The sequence below is a fragment of the Malikia sp. genome (assembly GCF_028687635.1).
Lineage (GTDB): Bacteria > Pseudomonadota > Gammaproteobacteria > Burkholderiales > Burkholderiaceae_C > Malikia.
On the sequence record NZ_JAQTZS010000005.1, the window covers coordinates 103,632 to 129,840 of the forward strand.

At 57.9% G+C, this 26,209-nt stretch carries 24 protein-coding genes; all 24 read left to right on the forward strand.

What is annotated here, in order from left to right; all coding sequences use genetic code 11:
• The first annotated feature begins 10 nt into the window (after positions 1-10).
• The 24 genes from PHR85_RS05345 (at position 11) to PHR85_RS05460 (ending at position 26,101) form a co-directional block, all read left to right on the forward strand.
• Entirely contained in the window at positions 11-1,120 is a 1,110-nt protein-coding gene (locus PHR85_RS05345; protein ID WP_300051428.1) for an acyltransferase, read from the forward strand.
• A 61-nt stretch (positions 1,121-1,181) separates the two neighbouring features.
• The gene (locus tag PHR85_RS05350; protein WP_300051431.1) at positions 1,182-1,952 is read left to right on the forward strand and encodes a glycosyltransferase family 2 protein; all 771 of its coding nucleotides are present in this window, start codon (positions 1,182-1,184) and stop codon (positions 1,950-1,952) included.
• Positions 1,953-1,972: 20 nt separating this feature from the next.
• Positions 1,973-2,833, forward strand: a complete 861-nt coding sequence (locus PHR85_RS05355; RefSeq protein WP_300051434.1) for a glycosyltransferase family 2 protein — start codon at positions 1,973-1,975, stop codon at positions 2,831-2,833.
• Positions 2,830-3,975 (forward strand): glycosyltransferase family 4 protein, encoded by a 1,146-nt coding sequence (locus PHR85_RS05360; protein ID WP_300051437.1) that lies wholly within the window; start codon positions 2,830-2,832, stop codon positions 3,973-3,975. The genes PHR85_RS05355 and PHR85_RS05360 overlap by 4 nt, the downstream gene beginning before the upstream one ends.
• Positions 3,972-5,033: a glycosyltransferase family 4 protein gene (locus PHR85_RS05365; RefSeq protein WP_300051440.1), complete on the forward strand. Its 1,062-nt coding sequence runs from the start codon at positions 3,972-3,974 to the stop codon at positions 5,031-5,033. Before PHR85_RS05360 ends, PHR85_RS05365 begins: the two co-directional genes overlap by 4 nt.
• Complete coding sequence (locus PHR85_RS05370) at positions 5,030-6,139, forward strand: glycosyltransferase (protein WP_300051442.1); 1,110 nt, start codon at positions 5,030-5,032, stop codon at positions 6,137-6,139. The genes PHR85_RS05365 and PHR85_RS05370 overlap by 4 nt, the downstream gene beginning before the upstream one ends.
• Positions 6,136-7,899 carry an ABC transporter ATP-binding protein gene (locus PHR85_RS05375; protein ID WP_300051444.1) on the forward strand — a complete coding sequence of 588 codons (1,764 nt, stop codon included), beginning with the start codon at positions 6,136-6,138 and terminating at the stop codon, positions 7,897-7,899. Before PHR85_RS05370 ends, PHR85_RS05375 begins: the two co-directional genes overlap by 4 nt.
• A gap of 3 nt (positions 7,900-7,902) precedes the next feature.
• Complete coding sequence (locus tag PHR85_RS05380) at positions 7,903-8,670, forward strand: glycosyltransferase family 2 protein (protein ID WP_300051447.1); 768 nt, start codon at positions 7,903-7,905, stop codon at positions 8,668-8,670.
• Complete coding sequence (locus PHR85_RS05385; RefSeq protein WP_300051450.1) at positions 8,663-9,532, forward strand: hypothetical protein; 870 nt, start codon at positions 8,663-8,665, stop codon at positions 9,530-9,532. Before PHR85_RS05380 ends, PHR85_RS05385 begins: the two co-directional genes overlap by 8 nt.
• A complete protein-coding gene (locus tag PHR85_RS05390; RefSeq protein WP_300051452.1) occupies positions 9,529-10,458 on the forward strand; it encodes a polysaccharide deacetylase family protein in 930 nt (309 codons plus the stop codon). Before PHR85_RS05385 ends, PHR85_RS05390 begins: the two co-directional genes overlap by 4 nt.
• A 14-nt stretch (positions 10,459-10,472) precedes the next feature.
• Positions 10,473-11,639, forward strand: coding sequence for a glycosyltransferase family 4 protein (locus PHR85_RS05395; protein WP_300051454.1), 1,167 nt, complete (start codon positions 10,473-10,475; stop codon positions 11,637-11,639).
• Complete coding sequence (locus tag PHR85_RS05400; RefSeq protein ID WP_300051456.1) at positions 11,617-12,720, forward strand: glycosyltransferase family 4 protein; 1,104 nt, start codon at positions 11,617-11,619, stop codon at positions 12,718-12,720. The genes PHR85_RS05395 and PHR85_RS05400 overlap by 23 nt, the downstream gene beginning before the upstream one ends.
• The gene (locus PHR85_RS05405) at positions 12,714-13,985 is read left to right on the forward strand and encodes a hypothetical protein (protein WP_300051458.1); all 1,272 of its coding nucleotides are present in this window, start codon (positions 12,714-12,716) and stop codon (positions 13,983-13,985) included. Before PHR85_RS05400 ends, PHR85_RS05405 begins: the two co-directional genes overlap by 7 nt.
• Positions 13,982-14,797 carry a polysaccharide deacetylase family protein gene (locus PHR85_RS05410; RefSeq protein WP_300051463.1) on the forward strand — a complete coding sequence of 272 codons (816 nt, stop codon included), beginning with the start codon at positions 13,982-13,984 and terminating at the stop codon, positions 14,795-14,797. The genes PHR85_RS05405 and PHR85_RS05410 overlap by 4 nt, the downstream gene beginning before the upstream one ends.
• Positions 14,794-15,759, forward strand: coding sequence for a GNAT family N-acetyltransferase (locus tag PHR85_RS05415; protein WP_300051466.1), 966 nt, complete (start codon positions 14,794-14,796; stop codon positions 15,757-15,759). Before PHR85_RS05410 ends, PHR85_RS05415 begins: the two co-directional genes overlap by 4 nt.
• Positions 15,756-17,816 carry an acyltransferase family protein gene (locus PHR85_RS05420; RefSeq protein WP_300051468.1) on the forward strand — a complete coding sequence of 687 codons (2,061 nt, stop codon included), beginning with the start codon at positions 15,756-15,758 and terminating at the stop codon, positions 17,814-17,816. The genes PHR85_RS05415 and PHR85_RS05420 overlap by 4 nt, the downstream gene beginning before the upstream one ends.
• Positions 17,813-18,892, forward strand: a complete 1,080-nt coding sequence (locus tag PHR85_RS05425; protein WP_300051470.1) for a glycosyltransferase family 4 protein — start codon at positions 17,813-17,815, stop codon at positions 18,890-18,892. Before PHR85_RS05420 ends, PHR85_RS05425 begins: the two co-directional genes overlap by 4 nt.
• A complete protein-coding gene (asnB, locus tag PHR85_RS05430) occupies positions 18,892-20,835 on the forward strand; it encodes an asparagine synthase (glutamine-hydrolyzing) (RefSeq protein WP_300051472.1) in 1,944 nt (647 codons plus the stop codon). Before PHR85_RS05425 ends, asnB begins: the two co-directional genes overlap by 1 nt.
• Complete coding sequence (locus PHR85_RS05435; RefSeq protein ID WP_300051474.1) at positions 20,814-21,605, forward strand: transglutaminase domain-containing protein; 792 nt, start codon at positions 20,814-20,816, stop codon at positions 21,603-21,605. Before asnB ends, PHR85_RS05435 begins: the two co-directional genes overlap by 22 nt.
• A 68-nt stretch (positions 21,606-21,673) precedes the next feature.
• On the forward strand, positions 21,674-22,801 hold the full coding sequence (locus tag PHR85_RS05440) for a glycosyltransferase family 4 protein (RefSeq protein WP_300051477.1): 1,128 nt from the start codon (positions 21,674-21,676) through the stop codon (positions 22,799-22,801).
• Positions 22,798-23,391 (forward strand): sugar transferase, encoded by a 594-nt coding sequence (locus tag PHR85_RS05445; RefSeq protein WP_300051480.1) that lies wholly within the window; start codon positions 22,798-22,800, stop codon positions 23,389-23,391. The genes PHR85_RS05440 and PHR85_RS05445 overlap by 4 nt, the downstream gene beginning before the upstream one ends.
• Positions 23,388-24,014, forward strand: a complete 627-nt coding sequence (locus tag PHR85_RS05450) for an acetyltransferase (RefSeq protein WP_300051485.1) — start codon at positions 23,388-23,390, stop codon at positions 24,012-24,014. The genes PHR85_RS05445 and PHR85_RS05450 overlap by 4 nt, the downstream gene beginning before the upstream one ends.
• A gap of 49 nt (positions 24,015-24,063) precedes the next feature.
• Positions 24,064-25,311: a DegT/DnrJ/EryC1/StrS aminotransferase family protein gene (locus tag PHR85_RS05455; protein WP_300051488.1), complete on the forward strand. Its 1,248-nt coding sequence runs from the start codon at positions 24,064-24,066 to the stop codon at positions 25,309-25,311.
• Between the two features lie 4 nt (positions 25,312-25,315).
• Entirely contained in the window at positions 25,316-26,101 is a 786-nt protein-coding gene (locus PHR85_RS05460; protein WP_300051491.1) for a YdcF family protein, read from the forward strand.
• Positions 26,102-26,209 lie beyond the last annotated feature (108 nt).

Here is a 26,209-nt window from a genome sequence, read left to right on the forward strand (position 1 = left end):
TCACTTAGACATGACAGCAAGTAGATACACATTCCTGGATGGAATTCGAGGCTTGGCTGCAATTTTTGTCGTGACAAGACATACCACTGACCTATGGGAATTCTCATTCTTTAGAAGCTATCTCGCCGTTGATCTGTTTTTTATATTGAGTGGATTTGTTATTGCAAACGCATACGAGGAAAAGTTAAGCTCCAAATCCATTTCAACAAAATCATTCATTATCATAAGATTGATTAGGTTATATCCAATTTATCTACTCTCGCTTCTGATCTGTTCGATATTGTATCTAGCAAACATCACAGACACTCAGAATTCAAGCGGAACAACATCCAACCTGATATTAAGCATTGCCCTCGCAACTGCAATGCTACCGTCGAAAATTCCTGGTTCGCCATCGCTATTCCCAATGAACGGACCATACTGGTCACTTTTCTTCGAACTCATCATCAATTTAGTTTACGCAGCAATACGACCGATTTTATCAAGAAACATTCTGGTAGCGTTGATTGCAATTTTTGGGATTTTAGTTTCTGGAGCATCCTTGCTTCGCGGAGATCTGGATGTTGGTCATACATGGGGCACTGGCTCCATCGCCGCTGGATTTTCAAGAGCAGGATTTGGAGTCTTCCTCGGGGTATTTATCTTCAGAAATATTGATTCATTTGCAATGAGGTTTCAAAGAATTAAATTTCCATGGATTGCAACGATATTAGCCATTGGAATATTGGCATCCCCATCTTTCGGACGACTTGATCCGATAATTGACATAATATCCGTAATCGCAATATTTCCCATGCTACTTATTGTTGCATCCCAGGGCAAAAGCAGCAAGGCAGAAAAAATTCTCACTACTCTAGGTTCAGCAAGCTACCCGATTTATGTACTCCACCTTCCCCTAGGGTTGATTTTCTCTTCATACCTAAAAGAACAAGGGATCCAGATAGCTCCAACTAGCGGCATCATTTTCTTAATTATACTGATACCCATTGCATTGGCATCGGAAAAAATCTACGACATCCCGGTGCGCAAATGGCTCATAAATAAATTTATCAAAAATAATCCGCATCACTCAAGCCACCCACAAAAGATAAAACAAGAAGAATCCGTCAATCTCAATTAAATATTTACACCGAGGCATTAGATAACCTAAAAACCACAGCTACCGCAACAAATAATTCATCATGCCAAATTCAATCTCACATAAAATATCCGTAATAACAATAAATCTCAACAACAAAAATGGACTGGAAAAAACCATACAAAGCATCACTAAACAAACCTATGATTATTTTGAATACATCGTAGTAGATGGACTATCCACCGATGGCAGCCTTGATGTAATAGAAGACCACAAACACAAAATAACAAAGAAAATAATAGAAAAAGACTCTGGAATATACGACGCAATGAACAAAGGAATAAGAATGGCAACAGGCGAATACTTGCTATTCATCAATAGTGGCGACTGGCTTGTGTCAGAGGACACTCTAGCGCTTCTAGTCTCTTACACGAATGATGACACCGACATCATCTACGGAAACCTTTCTTTCCACGACCCTTCCAATGGATCAGAAACCATTGGCAGCTATCCGGAAAAATTAACTTTCAAATATTTCACCCACAGATCATTACCGCATCAGGCCACCCTTATAAAGAGCATCCTATTTGAAGAAGTAGGCCTCTACGACACCTCTTACAAGATAGTCTCAGACTGGGGATTTTTTTGCCTGGCAATTTGCAAACATCAGAAATCATACAAAAAGATCCCACTGACTGTATCTAATTTCCCGCTTGATGGAATAGGATCAACCCAAGTCAATCTACGATCACAGGAAAGAAAAGACTTCCTTGAAAAGCATTTCAAATTATTCATAGATGATTATGCCACCCATAAAAATCTACTACTATCCCCCCCGGTAAGAATCATCAACAAGATATTTAAAATTGCGTAACAGCAAGATTTTGCAGTCTCATGCTTAAAAGATTCATATCAAAGATTAGATTCAACTGGCTCATTGATAAAGAGCTAAAAAGAGTCTCAGAAAGCCTGTATTTCCCCCAAAAAAACCATGCGGATGGCACTTGGGCCGTCACCATGGTTCGGAATGAATCCACTACCTTGCCTGCAATCGTCGAGCATTTTCGTCAACAAGGCATTTCGCGCGTACTGGTAGTCAACCATCTTTCCACCGATGACACTGTCGAGTCTCTCGCCCCCTTCGGTGACTTCGTTCAGATTGCCCAATACGACCATGCGGCTTATGAGCAACGGGCTGTCATGACCCTTGCTTCACGCTTTGCGACAGAATGTGGCGCAAGCTGGATCATCCCTTTCGATGCCGATGAAATCTGGTGGCCTACCCATGGAGCCACGATCGCAGAACTACTGGAATCCAGCACGGCGGACAAGATACCGGCCCCCCACTATGACTTTCTTCCGCCCAGCAATCCACTAGCAAAATTCTCCCCGAAAGCTTTTCATCTTCGTCGACTCCAACCCAACCCAATGCCCAAAACGGCTTTCCGCGCTTACCCAAAAGCGATTGTTCTGATGGGAAATCACTGGGTACAACGTCCTGGCAGCAATGGTGACGGATTGGCAGTCGCACATTACCCCTACCGGACCAAGGATCAACTTCGAAAAAAGGTGAAAGAAGGAGCTCTGGCCATAGATGCCCTGGGTAATTCGAAAGGCTTGGGTACACACTGGCAGCAGTGGAACGCCATGAGCGATGAAGACTTCGACATGTTCTGGAGTTCCATTCAATCAAGTTCCGATGTCGTGGAAGACCCGGGACTTCGCTCACTTCGTGCAGACAAGAGGCAGTCGTGAAAATTCGGGCTCTCGATTTCGTCGGTCGATTGAGCCAGCAAGGCGGCATTCAAACGGTCGTCCGTCAACTCTTGCGAGGACTCGACACAGAAGAGTTTGAAAGTCATGTTTGCACCATACGGAGTCACAGCCCGGATGAAGGACTTCCTTCCTTAGGCCAGCATCAACTGCACAGCTTGCGAATTGATGGTCCATTAAAATCATGGAACCGCTTGCTTGTGATCTTCCATTTGCGCCGTCTTATGCTTCGCGTACGTCCGGATGTGATGCATATTCATAGTGGACAAGCTTGGTACGCATTCATCGCCGGAATCGGGTTGGGCATACCCTATGTCCTGGAAATGCACTACGCCCCAGGCAGCAAGCAGGCTTCTCGTGCAATAGACTGGATCGAGCAGAAAATGGCAAGGACTTCATCCGTCCTGACGGTGGTACATTCAAGCGAGGTTAAGGAACGCACATATTCATTCCTCCCAAATCCGCCCAATCGAATGAAATTGATGCCTCTGGCGATAAATTTTTCTGACTTTAATAATTATCTAATCGCACCCCATGCGTGGCGTGAAAAAATCAACCTTCCAATAAAATCCACCCTGGTATTTTGTGCTGCCCGGCTAGTTCCAATAAAAAATTTCCGCATATTTCTTGATACAGCAAAACTTGTCATCAATGATTCCCCCGATACGATATTCGTGATCGCAGGATCTGGACCTGAGCTTACGGAACTTGAAAATCATGCGCGACAGCTAGACATAACTGGTAATGTGCATTGGCTTGGCCCACTCCACGGCAAGGAGTTGGTAGATGCCTACCATGCTGCTGACGTATTCCTCTCGACTTCTGACTACGAAGGCTTCGGCCTGACGCTGGTGGAAGCCATGGCAGCGGGCAAGCCGGTGGTCAGCACTGCGGTGGGGGGTACCGTCGATATCGTGGTCGATGGAGGAACAGGACGACTATGCCCGGCAGGTAATGCGGAGTCCTTGGCCGCTGCGGTGCTGGAACTACTGAACGATCCCGTCAAGGCCAAAACCTGGGGCCAATGCGGGCAGGAGCGGGCACGCGCACGCTTCGACCTGCCGGCATTTCAAGAAGGTTTTCAATCGATCTACAGGCAGGCTGCTGGTCGATCAGGAAAATGACACTTCACGCTCTGCGCCTGCACTGGCTCAAGACCGAACCATCCGACAGTCCCGCTGCCATGCCCTATGGCGCCCAGCATGCTGTCGTTCAGGGCGTCATCTGGACCGAATCGCCACGCTGGGCCTACCAACTTTTGAAATGGTGGCAACACTGTCGTCGTGTCAGTAACGGTCGCCTGCCACACCTGCACGGACCCACCTTGCATACGCTGGCCAGTTTGTGGCTGATCTGGCGCGCTGATGCCACGCTGGCATTGTTCGAAAGCGAAGGCCACGCCTTGGCAGCACTCAGGACTTGGCTGCCGCCACTTCGTCGCAAGCCCCTGGTCATCGTCGCCTGCTGGTTGGCCCAGGATCTGAAGACGACCACGCCAGCACGTCGCGACCGCTTGCGTCGCTTATATCGTCAAGTCACCCGGGTCGTGGTGTTTTCCCGCAACCAACGGACGATTTTGCAGGAATATCTGGGCCTGTGCGACGATCAGATCGCGGTCGTGCACTTCGGCATTGACACCGACAAAGCCGACCAACTGCTTCCCAATGAATCGGATAGCGGTGCCTGGCTCAGCGTGGGCCGCGATCTGGGCCGCGACTGGCATACCCTGGTCGATGCCATGGCCCTGACAGGCCTGCCCTGTCATGTCATCGCGAGGCCTGGCGTGCTGCCGCAAGCGCTGCCGTCCAACATCACCCCTTTGCCGGCCATGCCGGAATCCGAATACTGGCAGCGTTTGGTCTCTTGTCGCGGTCTGGTACTGGCCGTGCACGAACTGGCTTATCCCAGCGGCCAGACGGTGCTGCTGCAAGCCATGGCGCTGGGTAAACCCTGCGTGATTACGGCCACCCCTGCCCTGGCTGACTATCTGCCGTCGGACGCCGTAATGACCACACCGCCAGGCGACGCCAAGGCAATGGCCGACGCGGTACGGCGACTCGATGCTGATGAAGCATTGCGCCAGCGATTAGGGCGGGCAGCCAGAAAATTCGTGCGCCAACAATGCGATGAAAAAATGATGTGGGCCGGAATTGCCCGCGCGGTGAGAGGGGTGTCCAGATGACAGACTGGGACGTGATGCTGGTCAGCCACGAGGCCAGTCGAACCGGTGCGCCACGGGTGGCGGTCGAACTCGCCAAGGGCTTTGTGGATGCCGGCTTGCGTGTATTGGTGGTCCTGCGCTGGGATGGACCCTTGCATACCGATTTCGAATCCACTGGCGCGACGGTGGTGACAGAACCTGGTAGCCATCTGAGAGTGCTGTTGCGACGATTCAGGGCTGGCAAACGCTGGGCACTCAGTTGGGAAAATCTGATGGCGCGCTGGGCCATACGACGTTATCGTCCCGGAACCGTCTACCTGAACACGGCCTTGTCCATTGCTTACGCTGTACCGGCCATCGACATGAAACTGCCAGTCGCAGTGCATTTGCACGAAGTCGACGACTGGTTGCTCCATGCTCTGGCCCGCTACGCCCTGACACAGGAACAAGCCAAGGCCATACGGTGGGCACACTGCGCGCAGCGCAGCGCAGACTTGTTAAATGAGCGCTATCCCAAGGTACATAGCCTATTCATTCCTTCGGGGATAGATGCCGATAGGGTACGCGAAGCCGCAATCGAACCCAGCCATGAGAACCTGCCAAGGCGATACATCGTCAACTGTGCGACGGCAGATCATCGCAAGGGTGTCGATATCTGGTTGCGCTTGTGCGAGGCGCTTTACGCAACCTCGAACTGGCCCGATCTGCACTTCGTTTGGGTGGGAAAGATCACGCAAAACGACTTGATTGAGCCCTTCCGCAAACAGCAATTTTTCAAAAAGGTTCACTTTGTAGGCGAGATGGCCAACCCCCATCCGCTACTGAATCGGGCAAAAATGATGGTTTTTCCTTCCAGGCAAGACGCCTACCCTCTGGTAATCCTGGAAGCTCAAGCGCTGGGCGTTCCGGTCGTGGCATTCGACGTCGGGGACATCAAGGATCAGGTTCCGCCTCATCACTTGGTTCGCGCCGAAAACGAGTCCGAACTGCTGGCAACGGTGCTGCAGGTTTTGCATGAGCAACCACCCGCGCTGGCCTTCGACAACAGCCGTCATGGCATTGCCGTGGCACGCCAGCGTGCACTGGACTTGCTTGCCCTGACACCCAACCAAAGGATTAATGCGTGATTTCCGAAGCCAGAAAGATCCTGTCTGTCCTGCCTCCTCGCCTACGTCGCCTGCTGCTGGCTCTAGCCTTGCTGATGCTGTTGGGCACGGTAGCCGAAGTGATTTCCCTAGGGGCCATTGTTCCCTTCCTGGCCGTGCTGGTCGATCCGCAGGGTGCGGCGCGCCTTCCCATGATCGGTGCTTGGCTGTCCGCTCAGCCCTTGCTTGAGCAGCGCCTATGGGTGGGCGGGAGTTTTCTGCTGGGATTGGGCCTTGCAGCCATGATGCGGATCATCCTGCTCTCGGCCAACATCCGCTTCACCCATGCAGCGGGCTTCGCCCTGTCCCGCGCGGCTTTCGGCAAGACGTTTTCGCAGTCATACGACTGGCACACGCAACACAACAGCAGCGATCACATCGCCAATCTGGAGCGTGTCAACAGCTTCGTCGGCCGCAACATCGGCCCGATGCTGAACCTGCTGACAGCGGTAGTCCTGGGCTGCGGGATTCTGACCCTGCTGTTCCTGACGCATCCTGAGATCATGCTGGTCTTGCTGCTAGGCGTCTCTGCATTTTATGCATTGGTCGTCCATGTGACCCGGCGTCGCCTGCTGCAAAACGGACAAGCCATCAATCGTGCCGCAAGTGAAAGGGTACGCGTACTGCAGGAAAGCTTGGGGGGCATCCGCGATGTGATTCTAGACGACTCTTATGCGGTGCACCAGAAACGCTTCGAACGGGAGGAAATGGCTCTCCGTGCAGCCATGCGACAGAATGAATGGGTCAGCCAGTTGCCGCGCTACCTGCTGGAATTCATCGGCATGACCACCATCGTGGCGGTTGCCACCACAATTGCAGCCACGCAAAAGGAAGGCGCACTGACCACCTTGGGCCTCATTGCCTTCGGCAGCCAGAAACTGCTGCCGCTGGCACAGCAGATTTATTATGCCTGGGGTACGCTGAAGACCGCAGGCCCTGCACGCGCAGACGTGCTGAGAGTGTTGTCGTTGCCTGGTCGCAGCGAATCGGCCATCAAAAAAGGGCTGTCTTTCGAATCCGGAATTGAACTGTCCGATGTCACCTACGCTTACCCTGGGCACAAGAAGAAAGTGCTCAATCACATCAAGCTGCAGATTCCGCGCGGTGCCAGAATAGGTTTCGTCGGCCCGTCCGGCGGTGGAAAATCTACATTGATCGACCTCATCATGGGCCTTTTGACACCCAGTGGAGGTGAAATGCGTGTTGACGGTGTGTCCCTGACGGAGAAAAACATAGCGCAGTGGCGAAAACATGTCGCTCATGTACCGCAGAGCATCTATCTGCTTGACGCCAGCGTGCGAGAAAATATCGCTTTTGGCATTGCACCCCATGAAATCGACGAGGCCCGCATCCAGCGCTGCATCGCGATGGCGCAACTGACCGAGACCATGGCGGGCCTGCCCGAAGGCCTGGATACGGTCATTGGCGAGCGCGGCGTGCTGCTGTCCGGCGGACAGAGGCAGCGCATTGGCATAGCACGCGCGCTCTACCGCCAAGCCGACATCCTGGTGTTGGACGAAGCCACGAGTGCCCTGGATAATGCCACCGAACAACGCGTCATCAGAGCGCTGCAAGAGATCGGCCCCGGTGTCACCGTTCTGATGGTTGCGCACCGCCTGACCACATTGGCGCAATGCGATCGCATCGTTCACATTGAAAACGGGCGTATCACGCGACAGGAGAGCTACTCTGAGCTCATGGGCAGATCCGAGGAAGTCAGCCATGCAATGTCCGCGAGGTAAACCTTGAGCCTGGCCGTCATCATCGCTTCGTGCAATCGTGAGGAGCGTGCATTCGCCACGGCACAGTCCCTGCTGGATGCAGAAATGGGAGAGGTCATCATCATCGATGATGATAGTCTGGTGCCGTATCAGAGTCGAAACAGCCAGGCAGGACTTAAGCTCTTTCGACTACCGGTGAACAGCGGCCCCTCTGCCGCCAGAAACCATGGGGTTCGTAACAGCCATGCCGAATGGCTGATATTTCTCGACGATGACGACAGTCTGGAACCCTGCCTGATTGACTGGATACGGGCCCACGCGAACACTGGCCTCAACGACCTTGATCTGGTGCATTTTGGCCATAAAACAGTAGACCAGAACACCAAGGCGAGTTCTGCCATCACCCTCAGCAGCAATGAGCAACCCACCGTCCTGGCAGGATCATGGATGATGCGTCGCGCATTCTTCTTGAACCTTGGCGGCTACGAAGATCGATTGAGGTACAGCGAAAATAGTGATCTGATCGAGCGAGCCGCCCTTGCAGGTGCTAGGACGCTTCACGCCGGCTTCCCTACACTTTGCTATACGGTCGGACGCCCCAAGAGGAGAGAGGAAATGGCGGCACGCCGTGCTGAAGCCTGTGTTTTCTACCTGAGAAACAGGTCGCATTGCAACCGGAACCAGACCTTGAAAATCGGCCTGATGAACAGTTGGTGGGACAAGAATCCACTGCTTGCATTTCGACTCGTTGCTGCTTTCTTTGCGACTCGTCGCGATGCGAACCATGTCTGACGTTTTCATGCGCCCGAAAATCAAGAAAGACACCATGACGCCACTCAAAATCCTGATCGATTCTCCACTGAATTTCAGGCAGCTTCGAGCCCAGGATAACCTCCAGATCTCCCAGTGGCACAAGCTACTCCAAAGTGAACTAGGCTACGCTCACCCGGCATCTGAATTGAAAAAAAAACACTTTGGCTCTCCTCTTGGGGAATCAGTTGTCTTCGCAGCCCTGAACGAATCCGGTGACCTGATGGCGGTCAGCAGCTTCTTCAGGATGCCCGGAAACCTAAGGACGAAACAAGCAGTTTGGCAACCAGGCGATATTGTCACATCCCCCGCAGCAAGAGGAAAGGGTCTATTCGCCGAGGTCAACCAAAGAATTCTGAATGAACTATCAAGGGAAGATCTTGTCATCGGGTTTCCGAATAGTGCAGCCCTTAATCCCTGGAAAAAACTGGGTTGGCCAGTTTTGATGGAAACCATGACCGTGCGTGGATTCGGCTGGCGACCATCCAGACGCCTGAAGCTGGAAGCCTTGTCCAGCCTTTATGGCGCGAGCGACTCAGGACTGATTGCATACATCCAGCATCGCTTCAATCAGCCAGACTACAGATTTTCCGTTCACCCAGAATATTTTTTTGTGCATAGGGGGCAGCTGTGTGGCGTGTTCTCACGCCACGGTGCTGCGACTTCCCGGGCGCCCATGCCTCTAGGCTACAGAATAGTCTTGGCGCCTGCGCAAGATCGGCCCATGCTGCCTCGCTACTCACGGCCAAGCGGCCATGTGATCGGCCGCCCAGGCCAGACATATGAACAGACGCTGGTGGTGCTGAACCAGATCAGCCCTCTGGCCTTCCTTGACACGCTATGACCAAAGTCTTTCTGGCCGCACAGGCGTTAAGGATACTGGGCACTCTGCACGACTGGCTGTTTGGGACCTCGTTTCGCGTCCTCTGCTACCACACCATCAGCAATGCCCAACGTTTCAGCCAGCATCTGGCCGTTCTGAATATATCCGCGGAGGTATTGGGATTGGGACAACTGCTAACGCAGAAGGACAAGCGTTACAGTCTATCGACCAAGCCCCGGGTACTCATTACCTTTGACGATGGTGATCCGTCCGTTCTTGACCGGGCAGCACCGGTTCTCGCGTCTCATGGCATGCCGTCAGCCTTGTTCGTGGTCACAGACTGGGTTACGTCTGAAACCGAACCTTGGTGGGTGACCAGCAGCCGTGCATGGCAACATAACTCAAACCTCGAAATTCACGGGGAACGGTTTTCCAGCAACCAGGCACTTATAGCCAGACTGAAGACGCTACCCGACACTGATCGGAAAGCCTTTGTTTCAGAACATTTCTCTGCGGCTCGCCCAGCCAGGAATCCCGAATGGAGCGAATTGAGTGCAGCGATGAAGCAGGGCATGGAGATCGGCGCACACAGCGCCAGCCACCCTTGTTTGGACATGTGCTCGCCAGAGCAGGTGCAGCGCGAGGTCAGCAGCAGCATCGCTACGGTACAGAAACGACTTGGCCTTGCACAGGTAGCCTTTGCCTTGCCCAACGGCAATGGCAATCCAGATGCCTTGCAGGCGGCGGCCGATTTCCAGGCCTCCTCTGTTCTGCTGTTCGACCATCGCACCATGCCAGCCTCACGGCTCAATGTCAGCATGCCCTTGATCTCGCGACTTCGCATAGATGACTACGCCTCGGTCTGGCGCTTCGTCTTTATCGCCTCGGGCTGGCACAGCCGCATCTATCACCTCATTCGTCGCGACACCCAGTCGCGCACACTCTAGAACAACTGACAACCGTGAAAATCTGCTTGCTGATTGATGGTCTCGGCCCGGGTGGAGCCGAACGCTCGACCGCACATCTCTCCGTTTGGCTAAAGAAGCATGGGCACGATGTCCACGTCGCCATGCTCCACGATCGACGCCCTGGCTTTGCCGATGAAGTCGTCAGCCAAGGAATACCGATGATTTACCTAGGAAATACTTGGTGGCAGCGGTTTTATGGGCTAAAGAAGTTGTTAACCAACGGCGATTTCGACTTATTGCACAGTTGCCTCCTTTCCAGCGACCTGTTAATGCGTATCGTCTCGCTTTTGTCGTGGGGCCATAGGTGGAATCTTTCATTCAGCATCGTCAGCAACTCATATGGATCGCATCGATACAAAGATGCATCAATCAAGCCTTGGAAGCTGCGTGTCGTGCAATGGATAGATGCGATTTCCCTTAAGCTGTCATCACCTTTGGCTCATGCCGTCACCCAATCGGCCAAGCTAAACGCCATCGAACATTTAGGAATAAATCCTGGTTATGTCACTGTCGTATACCGCGGCAGACCAGAGGTCCTACCAGTCGAGTCCCGCCAAAAGTACCGCCAGATACTGAATTTACGTGCGGAAGCACGGGTTTTTGTCCATGTGGGCCGACAGGAGTATGCAAAAAACCACATCGGCTTGATCGCCGCATTCGAGCAGGTCTGGCAAAAACACCCGGTGGCACGACTGCTGCTAGTCGGCCGTGAAGGCAACACCAGCGCCGAGGTTCAGCAACGACTTGGAGTCAGTCCGGCGCGCGATGCCATCCTGTGCCTGGGTCACCGCAGTGACGTGTCTGAGCTGCTGCGCTGTGCCGATGTCTTTGTGCTGCCTTCCCACTACGAGGGCCTGAGTGGCGCCATGATCGAGGCCATGGAGGCTGGGCTGCCGGTGATCTGCTCCGACCTCGACGGCTTGCGCGAAGGCTGCGAGCCCGATCGCAGCGCACTGCTCTGCGACCCCAAGCGTCCCGAGACCGTTGCCGCCGCCATGAATCGGATGCTGGATGAACCGGATCTGGCCCAGCGCCTGGGGGCCCGGGGTCGCGAGATATTCTTGCAGCGCTTCACGCTCGAGGCATCCTGCCAGGGCATGCTGGCATTCTTTGAATCTGTCGTCGCCAAGAGCAGTCGTGCAGGTCATACAGCTCATTAACCACCGCGAACGGCGTGGCGCTGAACTGTTTGCCGCCCGCCTGGCGGAAGAACTGCCCCGCCACGGCGAGCCTGCGGCACCCGTTGATGTGCAACTGGTCGCCTTGGCAGAGGGTCGCGGGGAATTGCCCGTTGATGCCTGCCTGCTGCAAGGCCGCTCGCTGTCGCTGCCACGCTGTCTGCTGGCGGCGACCCGCCTGGCAGCTCGCTTGGCCGCATTGCCGGCTAGCGAATCTCTGATCCTGCAGGCCAATGCCGGTCGCACCCTGTGGGTCGCGGTATTCACCGCCTGGCTGCTGCGCTTGCGCGGTCGCCACGCCGCCATCGTCTACAGACAGGCCAGCCTGGCCTCGCCTTGGCTACGCGATCGCAGAGTCGTCACTGCCGTGCAGGATTTCTTTCTGAATCGCTGCCAGGCGGTTGCCTCGATTGCGCAGGCTTGCGCGGACGACCTGCGTTCCATGCACCCCGGCTTGCTGCCTCCCATCGAAGTCATTCCCAATATCGTACCGCTCGTCTCGGGTGACGTCAGACCGTGGCACGAACGCCCCCAGGTGCTGCTGATGGTAGGCGCCTTCACGCCGGAAAAGGACCATGGCCTGGCCCTACAGGCTGTTGGCCCCTTGCTGGCCAGGAATCCTGCATTACTCCTATTTTTTCTAGGGGATGGACCAGAAAGAATTAGATGGAATAGCGTGTTAGCATCCTATTCATGGGCATCGCAAGTAGCATTTGTTGGCAATGTATCGGCGGACACCGTGGCTGAACACATGCAGCGCGCGCGCGCCTTGGTCCTGAGCAGCCGCATTGAAGGCCAGCCCGGTGTCATCGTCGAGGCACTGGGCGCCGGCCTGCCGGTCGTGGCTACCGGCGTCGGTGGCGTGCCCGAACTGCTGGCCGACAACCGCGGCATGTCAGTAGCTGCGGGCGATGCCGATGCATTGCGCGCAGCGCTCGACCGGGTGCTGGCGGGCGAGCTGCCCGACCTGCATGCGGCGCGCGACTATGCCAGCCAGACTTTTTCCCCAGCTGTCGTGGCCGCTCAGTTCGCCCAACTCTATCGAAGGCTTGCCGCTTGCTGATACTGCTTTTTTCCCTGACCTTGCTGGTGGCACTGGCCTTCGGCATGCGCTATCCGACGATCCGGGGCGTCATGCTGACGGCCTGGGCCGTGCGGATGCTGCTGCTGCTGATCCACCATCAGATCTTCGTGCTGCTGCCTGGGCGCGGCGACGCCAGAACCTTTTTCATGGAGGCGCAGAACTTTTCCCGCTTGGGCTTCGACGGTGCACTGGCTGAATTCACCGTCACGCACAGCACCGGTTTCAGCGCCCTGATGGGGGCCATGCTGTCGCTGTTCGGCAACTCCATCCTGGTGATGGAACTGATCAACATCAGCATGGGCTTGGCAATCGTGGCCCTGGCCTATCGCCTGGCGCTCAACTGCGGTGCCGACAGAGGGCAAGCCAAACGGGCCGCACTGATCATGGCCCTGGTGCCTTCGACCGCGCAATATTCGATCGTGGCGCTGCGCGAGATGATCCTGGTGCTGCCCTTCATGCTAGGCTTGGTCGCCTTGACTGCCCAGCGCAGTCACGCCACCGCCACGGGCATGTTGCTGTTCACGTTCTGGTGCAGCGTGGCGGCCATGTTCCATGGCGGCATGATCGTCGGCATTGGCGGGCTGGGGGCTGGTGTCTTTGTGTTCCAGATGTTCGCGAGCCGCCTTCCGGGCCAGCCCAGGCCCAACATGATCTGGAACCTGGTGCTGCTGGCCTTGTTCTTGGCCTTGGTCAGCATGGCCGGAGGCTTGGTTGGCGAAGTCGGTCTGAACAAGGTGAGCGAGGTCGGCAGCGGCAATCTGGTCAACCAGCTCAACACCGCTTCGCTACAGGCAGCAAGAGGCGGCTCTGCCTACTTGCAGGATTTCGCCGTTGAGGGCTACGGCGATGTGGCGGCCAGCGTGCCGCTGCGCCTGCTCTACTTCTTCTTCTCGCCACTGCCTTGGGACATCCGATCGGCGGGGCATGTGCTGGGTTTTCTGGATGTGCTGCTGTACGCCTTCTGTTTCCGGGAATTGTGGCGCACCTACAAGGCCAACGCCTTGTCCCCCAAGGTGCTGATGGTGCTCGGCGTGGTGATGACCATTGCGCTGGCTTACGCCTTCGGCTCCAGCAACGCGGGCACAGCCATCCGCCACCGCGCCAAGTTCAGTTATGCTCTGGTCGCCATCGCCTACGCCGCGCGCACCGCGCGCTACCAACAAGCCGTGCTGTCTGGCCAGAACCCAGGCTTGTGGATCCGGCGCCCCCAGCAACCACAACGCGACTCCCGGAGCACGGCATGAGCCTGGGCCGTCAGCTCAAGTCCCTGGCCTGGCATGGCGTCAAGGCCTTCAGTGCCATGGCACCCTCGCCGTCGCGGCGTTCTTCGGTGACGGTGTTCACGCTGCACCGCCTGATACCCGATGCCTGCAGCGAACTCGAGGTCACCCCGGCACAGGCGGAATCCTGGCTACGCAGCATCACCGCGCGCTATCGTGTCTTGCACGGCTCGGAGTTCCTGTCTCCTGCACCAGATGATCGTCCATTCGCACTGATCACGGTCGACGACGCCTTCAGCGATGCACACGACCACCTCTGGCCGCTGCTGCAGCGCTTGCAACTTCCAGTCGTGCTCTTCGTTCCCACCCACTTCATCGACACCGGGGAGCCCCCCGTCAGCTTTGCTGTCGAGCGCAGCCGCTACAGGCCCTGCAGCTGGGAGCAACTGCGCGCGATGGCCGCCTCGCCCTGGATCACCCTGGGAGCACACTCGCATGCCCACAGCGAAGCGCCAACCCAGCGCACGGCCGAACTGGCCGCCGACACCGAGGCGGCGCTGGCCCGCTTCACCGCCGAAGGCCTGCCGCGCCCTCACCTGTACGCCTACCCAAGGGGCAAGTTCACTGCCGAGGCGGCCAGCGTGCTCGGCAACTACTTTGACGCCGGGTTTGCCGGCCTGCCACATCACAGCCTCCCGGGTGACCTGGCGCGCATGGCCTGGCCCCGTGTCCCCTTGCGCGGCAGCGATGCTGGTTTCTGGGGCGAGAGAAAAATAAGAAACGGCATCAGCCACGAAGAATACTGGGTGGAACGCATCAAAGGGAGGCTCAAATGATCATGCGCGAACTGAGTGAACCGGACCAGCCGGCGCTGCTGGAACTGGCCACCGAATCCCTGGGCGAAGGCCCTCAAGGCTCGCGCCAGGCGGACTGGTGGAGCTGGAAGCATGTCGACAACCCCTTCGGGCGCAGCCTGGTACTGGGTGCGTTCGAGGATGACCAGCTGATCGGCCTGCGCGCGTTCATGCGCTGGCGCCTGGTCGATGCAAAGGGTCGTCGCTGGGCCTGCGCGCGCGCGGTCGACACCGCCACCCATCCGGCCCACCAGGGCAAGGGCATCTTCAGCAAGCTGACGCTGGAAGGCCTGGAATACCTGCGTGCCGACGGCACCGACATCGTGTTCAACACGCCCAATGGCAAGAGCGGCCCGGGCTACCGCAAGATGGGCTGGCTGGCTGTTGCCCCCCTGTCAGCGGGCATTCGTCCCAACGGCCTGACTGGCGCGTTGCAACTGTCACTGCGAGCGGCCGGCAAGCCGGTCCAGGATTTACCTCTGCCGCCTGCCGCCGACTGGTCGGTTTTCGATCACGGCGACTGGGCCGAGCTCGCCAAGGCCTGGAAAGCCCCGGGTCTCGGCACCGACTGGAGCCCGGAGACTCTGGCCTGGAGGCTGTCGGCATGCCCGGTGGCCAGCTACCATCCCGTCATCGTCAAGGACAAGCTGCTGGGTGCCGTTCGCGTGCACAGCCGCAAGGGCTTGCGTGAAGGCGTCTTGTCGCTGGCACCGGGACTGCATTTATCGCAAGCCGTGCGCTCCATGCCTCCGTCCGTGCGCCAGGGCGTCGATTACTGGGTGTGGCGCCCCACCCACAGTGCTGCCCGCTGGCCCGAACTGCTGCAAGGCGGAAGCCTGCCGATACCGAAACCGGTGCTGCACCTGCATTCACGCGAGGTCAACAGCCCGGTGCCTACGGCCGAGCAATGGCATCTGCGTTTCTCTGACCTGGAGTTGTTGTGACAGGCAAGGTCTATCGACCCGACATAGACGGCCTGCGCGCCGTGGCCGTGGTGTCGGTCATCCTGTTCCACGCTGGCGTCTCCTGGGCGGGCGGCGGCTTCGTCGGCGTGGATGTGTTTTTCGTGATCTCGGGCTACCTGGTCGGAGGCATCGTGCTTTCCGGTCTGGCTCGCGGCGATTTTTCGTTCCGGCATTTCTTCGAGCGCCGCTTCCGCCGCATCGTGCCGCCGCTGCTGCTCACCATAGCCTTGTGCCTGCCGTTCGCCTGGTTCTGGATGATGCCGGACCCGTTCCAGAACTTCGGCCAGAGCATGGTGGCCGCCACGCTGTCGGCCAGCAACCTGCTGTTCGAAAGAACCATCAACTATTTCTCGCCTGGCGTGGACGAGATGCCCTTGGTCCACACCTGGTCCCTGGGGGTGGAGGAGCAGTTCTACCTCAGCTTTCCGCTGCTGGCCTGGCTGCTGTACCGGTGGGGACGCAATGGCAAGCAGCGGTTGGCGGATGCGGTACTCCTGATCGTGATGATGGCATCGCTGGCCTACGCGATCTGGCTCACGCGCAAGCCCGAGCTCGCCAGCTTCTACCTGCCGCTGCAACGCTTCTGGGAGTTGCTGATCGGCACGCTCTGCGCCAAGTGGACGGCGGGCCGCTTGACAGGGAACCGTCCCCAACGCGAACTGCTCGCTGCCGCTTCGCTGGGGCTGCTGCTGTGGGCTATCCTGGGCTTGGACGAACACACCCCATGGCCTGGCCCATGGGCACTGCTGCCGGTGCTGGCAACAGCCGTGCTGCTGGTGACGGCACCCGGCACCCTAGTGGGCAATGTACTGTCCTCAGCGCCACTGGTCTGGATCGGCCTGCTCTCTTACGGGCTTTACCTCTTGCATCAGCCGGTCATGGCTTTCGCGCGGCAGCGCTTGCTCGATGCACCCAGCCCTGGGTTGCTGCTGGCCCTCATGCTACCCACGGTGGTGCTGGCACGCCTGTCCCTGGTGCGCTTCGAGCAACCGGTACGAAATACCCAACGAGTGCTGATCAAGCCCTTGTTATGGATTTGTGGTGTCGTGGCTGCATTGTTGACAGCGACTGGCCTGCTGCTTCACAAGACAGACGGTCTGCCGCAGCGACTCACGCCACAGGAACGCGCCTGGCTAAGCTACGCAGGGGACGGCGTGACCAGACTGACCAGAACCAGCCATGAAGTAGGTGGAGTGCGCATCGGCCGGTTCAGCGACAACATTGGCGCCAATACTCCCCTGCACCGCTTCGCTTGGTGGGGAGATTCGCATGCCGACATGCTCAATCATGGCATCCAACAAGTCTTCCCGGCTTCCACTTGGGGGGCGCATTACATCCGTTTCGACGACTGCAAGAACATCCCGACCCTGATGGCACCGCAAGCCGATTTTGCCGATTGGAAACGCTGCGAGAACTTCTTTTCCCGTGATTTCGGCCCATTCCTGCGCGACAAGCAGATCGATTCCGTCGTGGTGTCGCTGCGCTGGAGTTATGGCTTGTCAATCATGGGAGCAAAAGACGAATCTAAATGTCTTTTCGACAACACAGTCGGTGGTCGCGAAACTACGCGCTGCCCGCTCAAAGTCGGCGTCACCCAAGACAACCGGCGTGGTCACGACAGAAGCCATAAGGCCGAAGCCCTGCAGACCTGGCTGAGCTGGCTGGACGGACTGGGCGTACCCGTAGTGCTTGTAGCACCAATCCCTGAAGTCGGCTGGCATGTACCCGAGCAAATGATCAAGCGGTCACGCTACGGTGGCGGCCCGGTTCAGACCCCCTATTCCGCTTATGTGAAGCGGCATTCCTGGGTACTGGAGCAGTTCGAGTCGGCAGTGCGCAAGCACCCCAATCTGCGTTTGATGCCGGTATCCGACCTCTTCTGCGACACCCGACCCGATGGCTGGTGCCGCGCCGAGGCCGGCGAGCAGCCGCTGTACTTCGACGACGACCATTTGAACGAGCGTGGTGGCTTGCTGGTGGCAGGTCGGCTCCTTGAAACCCTGGACGGCCTTGCTGTCGCCAAAAAGCCTTTATGAGATTGTTGCTGTTGATCAAGGGCCTGGGGCTGGGTGGCGCAGAGCAGCATGTGCTCCAGCTTGCTGTCGCCATGCGCGACCGTGGCCATGCCGTTTGCGTCGCCTACCTGCTGCCGCACAAGGGCGAGTTGAGTGCTGCATTGACTGCCGAGGGCATAGAAACCGTCTGCTGGGGCAGCGGTGGCGGCCCCTGGTGGCGCTCGGCATGGCGCCGGGCCTGGCAAGACCTGCATTCCTTCCAACCGGATACGGTCCACGCCCACCTGCCGGTGACCGGCATGCTGGCGCGCCTGTTCAAGCCCTTGCTGGGCTACCGCCTGGTCTATACCGAGCACATCACCTATCCCCTGCTGCACCCCTTGACGCGTCTGCTGCACCGGGCGAGCTGGTGGCTGGACGACGCTGCGGTCAGCTGCTCCCAAGGCGTCGCGGACAGCCTGCCGCGCGCCAGTCTGGTCGTGGACAACGGCATAGCCGCCAGCCTGCCGACCCGCGCTACGGTTACCATGCGTGTGGCGCTCGGAATCCCCTCCGACGCCAGGATTCTGCTTTGCGTCGCCAACTTACGGCCACAGAAGAACCACCCCCTGCTGCTGCGCGCCTTCGATCGCGCCAGCCAGACGAAGCACATGAACGACTGGCATATCGTCCTGGTGGGCCAGGACGCGAGCGAGCGCCCGACCTGCGAGGCGCTGGCAGCCAGCCTGGACAGCCTCGCCCGCATTCACTTCGCCGGCAAGCGCATCGAGGCCGCCGCCTGGATGGGCGAGGCCGATGCCTTTGTGCTCTCCTCCGACGAGGAAGGTTTGCCCTTGGCCTTGCTAGAGGCCATGCGCGCGGGCCTGCCGGCCGTGGTCACCGCCGTCGGCGGCATGCCCCAGGTGGTCACGCCGGAGACCGGCATCGTCGTGCCGCGCGGTGACGAGGCCGCATTGGCCACCGCACTGCAACGCTTGGCCAGCGACGAAGCGCTGCGCACACAAATGGGCTCGGCGGCGCGCCTGCGCTTCACGAGGCATTACACGCAGGATGCCATGCTGGATCAGCTAGAACGCCTGTACGAGGAGAAAAACTGATGTGTGGCCTGGCGGGAGCGCTCTCACTTAGCGGCATCACTTCACCCGAGGTGCTGCAGGCCATGGCCCAACGGCTGCATCACCGTGGCCCTGATGACCAGGGCCTCTGGTCCGATGAGATGGCAGGGATCGCCCTGGTTCACGCGCGCCTAGCCATCCAGGACCTGAGTGCGGCCGGCGCCCAGCCCATGCATTCGGCCTGCAGGCGCTACGTCATCGCCTTCAATGGCGAGGTCTACAACCACCAGGATTTGCGCAAGCGGCTGGAGAGCGAAGGGCGCGCGCCGGTCTGGCGCGGCCACTCCGATACCGAAACTCTGCTGGCCGCCATGTCGGCCTGGGGACTGGTGGCCACGCTGAAGGCAGCCGAAGGCATGTGGGCCATGGCGCTGTGGGACCGGCAGACCAGGACGCTGCAACTGGCGCGCGACCGTGCCGGCGAGAAGCCGCTGTACTGGGGCTGGCAGGGACAGGGAACTGCCCGCACCTTGCTGTTCGGATCCGAGCTCAAGGCCTTGGTCGCACATCCCTCCTGCGAGCGTCGCATCGACCGCAATGCGCTCACGGCCCTGTTCCGCTACAAGAACCTGCCAGCGCCGCTATCGATCTACCAGGGCATGCACAAACTGCGCCCGGGCCAGATCTTGACCGTCACGCGCGCACGAGCCGAGCCGGTGCTGACGTCCTACTGGTCGGTCACCGAACGTGTTCGGCACGCGCTGGCTCATCCTTTCCTTGGCGACTTTTCCGCGGCAGTGAACGCGACCGAATCGGCCTTGATGGCTGCCGTCCAGGCCCAGCAGCTGAGCGATGTGCCGCTCGGCGCCTTCCTGTCCGGCGGCGTGGATTCGTCCCTGGTCGTGGCCTTGCTGCAGGCTCAGAGCCAGCGGCCCGTGCGCACCTTCACCATAGGCTTCGAGGCTGCAGGCTTTGATGAGTCGCCGCATGCCGAGGCCGTGGCACGGCACCTGGGCACCGATCACAGCAGCTGGCGGATCAGCGACAGGGAGGCGCGCGAGGTCATCCCAGAGCTGCCCTCGATCTGGTGCGAACCCTTTGCGGACTCGTCGCAGATCCCCACCTTGCTGGTGTCGCGCGTGGCGCGTCGTCATGTCACCGTGGCACTGAGCGGCGACGCTGGCGACGAACTATTTGCCGGCTACAACCGCTACGCGCTGACCCACAGCCTTTGGCACAAACTGTCCCGCCTGCCACGCCCCTTGCGCAAGCTGATGGCTGCCACGCTGACAGCGGTGCCACCCGCACGCTGGACCGCGCTGGGGCAGTGGCTGCCCGGTGGCGCACCACTTTCACAACTGGGCGACAAGCTGCACAAGGCCGCTGGCGTGCTGACCGCCGCTGATGTGGCCGAACTGCACCGTCGGCTGCTTTGTCACTGGCCTGATCCCGCTGCATTGGTACTGGGAGCACGGGAGCCGCGCACCGTGTTCGACGAAACGGCAGACGCCTTGAGCGGCATGCCCGACATCCTTAGCATGCAGGCTCTGGACTTTGCCGGCTACCTGTCGGACGACATCCTGGCCAAGGTCGATCGCGCCGCCATGGCCACCAGCCTGGAAACCCGGGTGCCCTTCCTACACAACGGCGTGATGGAGCTGGCCTGGTCGATGCCGACCGCCTACCACCTGCAGCAGGGGCAGTCCAAGGCCTTGCTGCGCCAGGTGCTGTATCGACATGTGCCACGTGAACTGATCGAGCGCCCGAAGATGGGATTTGGCGTGCCGCTGGCTCAATGGCTGCGCGGCCCCTTGCGCGCCTGGGCTGAGGAATTGCTCAATGAGTCCCGCATGAAAGTCGACGGCTACCTGAATCACATCCCGGTGCGTGCCGCCTGGCAGGAACACCTGAGCGGCAAGCGCAACCATGCTTATCGACTGTGGGATGTACTGATGTTTCAGGCATGGCTCAGGAAAACCCAATAATTATCGCAAACCTGTCACTAAAAAGTGCAATCTCCGCCGGAATTAAAATCTTCCAAATGGAAATCAATAAATCAAGGATTGCAGTGAATAAAATAAAATTAAGTGCGTTAATTTTTACAACCGCACTCTCCTACTTATATTTCACCGGATCAGTCGACAACTCACTGACTGCATCCGACACGGCTGCCATCAAAAAGCTCAATATAGGAAATCAATGCTCGGATACATCCACGTTCAACAAAGAAATTTATTGCATCAAGGAAATCCAATCATCCTTGCAAGCAACCGTGGCCGACTACAGGTGTCCAACGTTAGGGACAAAAATTGAGCCCATGGAGTTTCTACAGCGAGGATATGGATGCTGCTACGACCGTGCCAGATTCATCGAAAAAACCCTGCGCTCACATGGATTCAAAACTCGCCATGTTGCCATTTTTCACAAGCACGAAAATTATGGAATCCTCAGTATTTTCGTGAGGAAGATTGCCTCGCATGCCGCATCCGAAGTCTTGACGAAAAAAGGCTGGATGGGCGTTGACAGCAACGAGCAGTTCATCCTGCTCACAAAATCGGGAAATCCGCTCACCTACAGCAAATTCCAGGAAATAATAGAGCAAATCGCCGAACCCAAACCGCAAGCTACATTATTTCAACATAAGTTGATTTTCATATACGGGCTTTACTCTCGACACGGCATGTTTCATGGCTGGAAAATACCCGCTCCTGAGTTCGTCCTTAGCGAATTACGGTACAACTTCATGCCAAACTAACGCCACAACACCATAGATCCAAACTCGTCATCTATTTTTTGCAAAACCCTATCTGAAGATATCATATCTTGCGAATAATCATTATTGCAAGCTTCGCAGACTCGCTGCTGTCCTTCAGAGGAGCGCTGCTGCGAGCCATCTCGGACGCAGGACATGAAATTCATGTTGCAGCACCTGGCCTATCGGGCAAGAAAAATACGATCAAGACTCTTGCATCTTGGGGAATTACTGCACACGAAGCCCGAATCAGCCGTACCGGAACGAATCCACTGCACGACTTGCACACACTATTGACTTTACTAATACTGATAAGAAACGTGAAACCTGATGTAGTATTATCCTACACTGCCAAACCAGTCATCTATGGGACCTTGGCCGCTGCTTTGGCAGCCGTTCCAAAACGTTTTTCTCTTATTACAGGTCTGGGCTATGCCTTCACGGGACAAGCTCGTGGTTTGCGCGCCGGAATCAAGGCCGTATTAATGATGCTGTACCGCTCGGCACTGGCACGTTCATCGCTTACATTTTTCCAGAATCCCGACGATCTCGCACTGTTCCGGCAATTGGATTTGCTGCCAGCGGGTGCCCAGACAAGGATCATCAACGGCTCAGGCATCGACGTGGAAAGCTTCAATCTGTCACCAATGCCCCCAGCTCAGTCATTGACCTTCCTGCTGATTGCGCGCCTGCTGGGCGACAAGGGAGTACGCGAATATGCCAAAGCAGCCAAAGCACTGCGCAAGCTGCACCCGAATATTCGTTGCCAGCTGGTCGGCTGGATTGACGGAAATCCTGACGCCATCTCTCAGGTTGAACTCGATGACTGGGTGGCCTCAGGTGACATTGAGTTTCTGGGACGTCTCAGCGACGTTCGCCCAGCGATTTCGGGCTGTCACGTCTATGTCCTTCCCAGCTACCGTGAGGGCACCCCACGGACCGTGCTTGAGGCCATGGCCATGGGTCGCCCCATCATCACTACCGACGCGCCCGGCTGCCGTCAAACCGTGATGGATGGCGACAATGGATTCCTGGTCCCGGTACGGTCTGCTCAAGCCTTGGAGCAAGCCATGTCGCGTTTTATCGAATCTCCCGATCTGCTCGCACGCATGGGGCGTCGGTCACGCGAGATAGCCGAGGACAAGTTCGATGTGCACAAGGTCAACCAAGTGATGATGCAGGAAATGGGCCTGATATGAAGCGTTTTTTTGACCTCTCATTGTCATTACTAGGACTTCTGTCTCTTGGTGTACCATTATTGATACTAACCTGTCTGGTCCGAAGCAAGTTGGGCAGTCCGGTTCTTTTCCACCAGCTGCGCCCTGGCATGAACGGAAAACCCTTCGAGATGGTCAAGTTCCGCACCATGACCGACGAGCGCGGCCCGGACGGAGCACTGCTGCCCGATGCCATGCGCCTGACACCCTTCGGTCGCTTCCTGCGGGCCAGCAGCCTGGACGAACTACCAGAACTCTGGAACGTACTGAAAGGTGACATGAGCCTGGTCGGCCCCAGGCCCTTGCTAATGGAATACTTGCCGCTCTATTCGCCGGAACAGGCGCGCCGCCATGAGGTTCGCCCGGGCGTGACAGGCTGGGCCCAGGTCAATGGTCGCAATGCACTGGGCTGGGAAGACAAATTCAATCTCGACCTGTGGTACGTCGACAATCAATCCCTGTCGCTGGACATCAGAATCCTCTGGTTGACTGTCAGGAAGGTACTGATTCGTGAAGGCATCAGTGCGGCGGGAGAAGCGACCATGAGCAAGTTCACAGGCAACCAACCATGAAACAACTGGCATTGCTGGGCGCCAGCGGTCACGGCAAGGTCATAGCCGATGCGGCCTTGCTGTCAAGCTGGAAATCCGTGACCTTTTTCGATGACATTTGGCCTGCTGCGAGATGGAACGGACACTGGGCGGTTGAAGGCAATACAGCCACCCTGCTCGCCCGACTGGCCAATTTCGATGGCGTGATCGTCGCCATTGGCAACTGCAAGACCCGTTGGGAAAAGCAGCAATTCTTGCAGGCTGCTGGTGCCAATATCGCGAGAGTCATCCATCCTGCCGCGATAGTCAGTGCCTATGCCAGCATAGGTGCTGGCAGCGTCATCATGGCAGGTGCTGTGGTCAACGTAGACGCCGTGCTGGGCAATGCCTGCATTGTCAACACAGGCGCCACGGTGGATCATGACTGCAAGCTAGCCAATAGCGTGCATATCAGCCCTGGGGCACATCTGTCTGGCAATGTCCAAGTAGGTGACTGCAGCTGGATCGGCGTGGGTGCCGCCGTGCGGCAGGGCGTCGTCATTGGCGACCATGTCATGGTGGGTGCAGGCGCAGTGGTAGTCAAACCCGTCGCGAACGGCATGACCGTGGTGGGCTCGCCTGCCATGCCGTTGGCACGACGCTGATATGGGCAGCAAACAAACATCGGATCGATTTTTAACGAGTGTAATCTTCATGCTGAACACACCCTTCTCCCCCTGGCCCAGCTTCACCGCCGAAGAAGCCACCGCCGTGCAGCAGGTGCTGTTGTCCAACAAGGTCAACTACTGGACTGGCACCGAGTGCCGCGAATTCGAAAAGGAATTCGCCGCCTGGGCGGGCACCCACCATGCGGTAGCGTTGAGCAACGGCACCCTGGCGCTGGACCTGGCGCTCAAGGGCCTGGGAATCGGAGCGGGCGATGAGGTGGTGGTGACGCCCCGCACCTTCATCGCCTCAATTTCCTGCGTGGTGATGGCTGGCGCCACGCCGGTGTTTGCCGACGTGGATCGCGACAGCGGCAACCTCAGCGCGGCCACGATTGCCAAGGTGCTGACGCCGCGCACCAAGGCCGTGATCTGCGTGCATCTGGCCGGCTGGTCTTGCGACATGGACCCCATCATGGCGCTGGCCGAACAGCACGGCATGAAGGTGATCGAGGACTGCGCCCAGGCACACGGCGCCCGCTACAAGGGACGCAGCGTGGGCTGCATCGGCCATGTGGGTGCCTGGAGCTTCTGTCAGGACAAGATCATGAGCACCGGTGGCGAAGGCGGAATGGTCACCACCAACGACGAAGCCCTGTGGCGCGCGATGTGGAGCCACAAGGACCACGGCAAGAGCTACGAGGCCGTTTATGAGCGCCAGCCCGCACCGGGCTTTCGCTGGCTGCACGAGAGTTTCGGCACCAACTGGCGCATGCTGGAGATGCAAGCAGCCATCGGCCGCATTCAACTGCGACGCATGGCAGACTGGACCGCGTGTCGACACAGCAACGTGAACGCCTTGAGCGCTGCGCTCGCGCCCTTTGCCGGACCGAAAGGACCTGTACGCCTGCCCGCGCTGGCTTGCGGTGATGGCTGCGCGTCCTTGGGGACGGGCCAGATCTGCTCTGCTGGCTGCGTCCACGCACAGTACAAGTTCTACGCCTATGTGCGCCCGGAAAACCTGGCCTCGGGCTGGAGCCGTGACCGCATCGTCGAGGCGATCAACGCGGCCGGGGTGCCCTGCTACCAAGGCAGTTGCTCGGAAGTCTACCGGGAGAAAGCCTTCGATGGCACGGGCTGGCGTCCAGACTTGCCGCTACCTGTGGCCCGGGAACTGGGCGCAACCAGTGTGATGTTCCTGGTTCATCCCACGTTGACGGAGCAGGAAATACGAAAGACCTGCGAAGTGATCGGGGCGGTACTCGAACAGGCTGCGGCCCGCACGGAACTCACCTGAGAACATGAGCATTTATCTCAACAAGATCCTTCCGGTATTGCTGCTTCCCACCGGCATCTTGCTTGTGCTGCTGATCATGGCTTTGCTGCTCAAGCACCGCTGGCCACTGATAGCGGCGCTGCTGCTGGTCTGGATCGGCAGCACCCCCGCTTTGAGTGAGCACCTGCAGCGCTGGCTTGAAAACGGCGCCATCCGGGTGCCAGCCACCGAGATGCCTGCGGCAGACGCCATCGTGGTGCTGAGCGAAGGCCGGGTGGTCGCACCTGGGCCGGCCAGGATCAGCGAGTGGACAGACGGCGACCGTTTCTGGGGCGGGATCGAACTCTACCGTGCCGGCAAGGCGCCGCTGCTGTTTTTCACCGGCGGCTGGGCACCCTGGCTCTCCAGTGCCAGGCTCGAAGGCGAGATCCTGACGCAAGCGGCATTCGCCCAAGGGGTGCCCGCTGCCGCCATCCGTACGACCGGTCGCGTGACCAATACAGCCGAGGAAGCGCGAGCCGTAGCAGAGATGCTGGCAAGCCACAACATGGGCAAGCCAGATCGCAAGCCTGTCGTGCTACTGGTGACTTCCGCCTATCACATGCCGCGTGCACGCAGACAGTTTGAAAGCGCTGGCCTGAGCGTTCTTCCCTTTCCGGTTGACTTCCAGGTAGGGCAGGAGCGGGAGTTCAGCGTCATAAGTCTGCTCCCCAGCGCCCAGGCATGGGCCAGGACGGAGTCTGCCTGGCGGGAGTTGATCGGGCGTGGCTACTACGCGTTGAGCACATCCGCCCGGCCACCCTCCCCTTGAGGGATACCGCCCGTCGCAACCACAGCGACGAACCAGGTACCCGGGTTCCGGCATCTTTCATACACCTAGTCAGATAAGTATTTTTAACATATAAAACACGTGACATTA

What these genes read in the sequence shown, in the direction of transcription:
- PHR85_RS05345 (WP_300051428.1), top strand. Translation starts at nt 11, where the DNA reads ATGACAGCAAGTAGATACACATTCCTGGATGGAATTCGAGGCTTGGCT.
- PHR85_RS05350 (WP_300051431.1), top strand. Translation starts at nt 1,182, where the DNA reads ATGCCAAATTCAATCTCACATAAAATATCCGTAATAACAATAAATCTC.
- PHR85_RS05355 (WP_300051434.1), top strand. Translation starts at nt 1,973, where the DNA reads ATGCTTAAAAGATTCATATCAAAGATTAGATTCAACTGGCTCATTGAT.
- PHR85_RS05365 (WP_300051440.1), top strand. Translation starts at nt 3,972, where the DNA reads ATGACACTTCACGCTCTGCGCCTGCACTGGCTCAAGACCGAACCATCC.
- PHR85_RS05370 (WP_300051442.1), top strand. Translation starts at nt 5,030, where the DNA reads ATGACAGACTGGGACGTGATGCTGGTCAGCCACGAGGCCAGTCGAACC.
- PHR85_RS05385 (WP_300051450.1), top strand. Translation starts at nt 8,663, where the DNA reads ATGTCTGACGTTTTCATGCGCCCGAAAATCAAGAAAGACACCATGACG.
- PHR85_RS05390 (WP_300051452.1), top strand. Translation starts at nt 9,529, where the DNA reads ATGACCAAAGTCTTTCTGGCCGCACAGGCGTTAAGGATACTGGGCACT.
- PHR85_RS05410 (WP_300051463.1), top strand. Translation starts at nt 13,982, where the DNA reads ATGAGCCTGGGCCGTCAGCTCAAGTCCCTGGCCTGGCATGGCGTCAAG.
- PHR85_RS05415 (WP_300051466.1), top strand. Translation starts at nt 14,794, where the DNA reads ATGATCATGCGCGAACTGAGTGAACCGGACCAGCCGGCGCTGCTGGAA.
- PHR85_RS05425 (WP_300051470.1), top strand. Translation starts at nt 17,813, where the DNA reads ATGAGATTGTTGCTGTTGATCAAGGGCCTGGGGCTGGGTGGCGCAGAG.
- asnB (WP_300051472.1), top strand. Translation starts at nt 18,892, where the DNA reads ATGTGTGGCCTGGCGGGAGCGCTCTCACTTAGCGGCATCACTTCACCC.
- PHR85_RS05435 (WP_300051474.1), top strand. Translation starts at nt 20,814, where the DNA reads ATGGCTCAGGAAAACCCAATAATTATCGCAAACCTGTCACTAAAAAGT.
- PHR85_RS05445 (WP_300051480.1), top strand. Translation starts at nt 22,798, where the DNA reads ATGAAGCGTTTTTTTGACCTCTCATTGTCATTACTAGGACTTCTGTCT.
- PHR85_RS05450 (WP_300051485.1), top strand. Translation starts at nt 23,388, where the DNA reads ATGAAACAACTGGCATTGCTGGGCGCCAGCGGTCACGGCAAGGTCATA.
- PHR85_RS05455 (WP_300051488.1), top strand. Translation starts at nt 24,064, where the DNA reads ATGCTGAACACACCCTTCTCCCCCTGGCCCAGCTTCACCGCCGAAGAA.
- PHR85_RS05460 (WP_300051491.1), top strand. Translation starts at nt 25,316, where the DNA reads ATGAGCATTTATCTCAACAAGATCCTTCCGGTATTGCTGCTTCCCACC.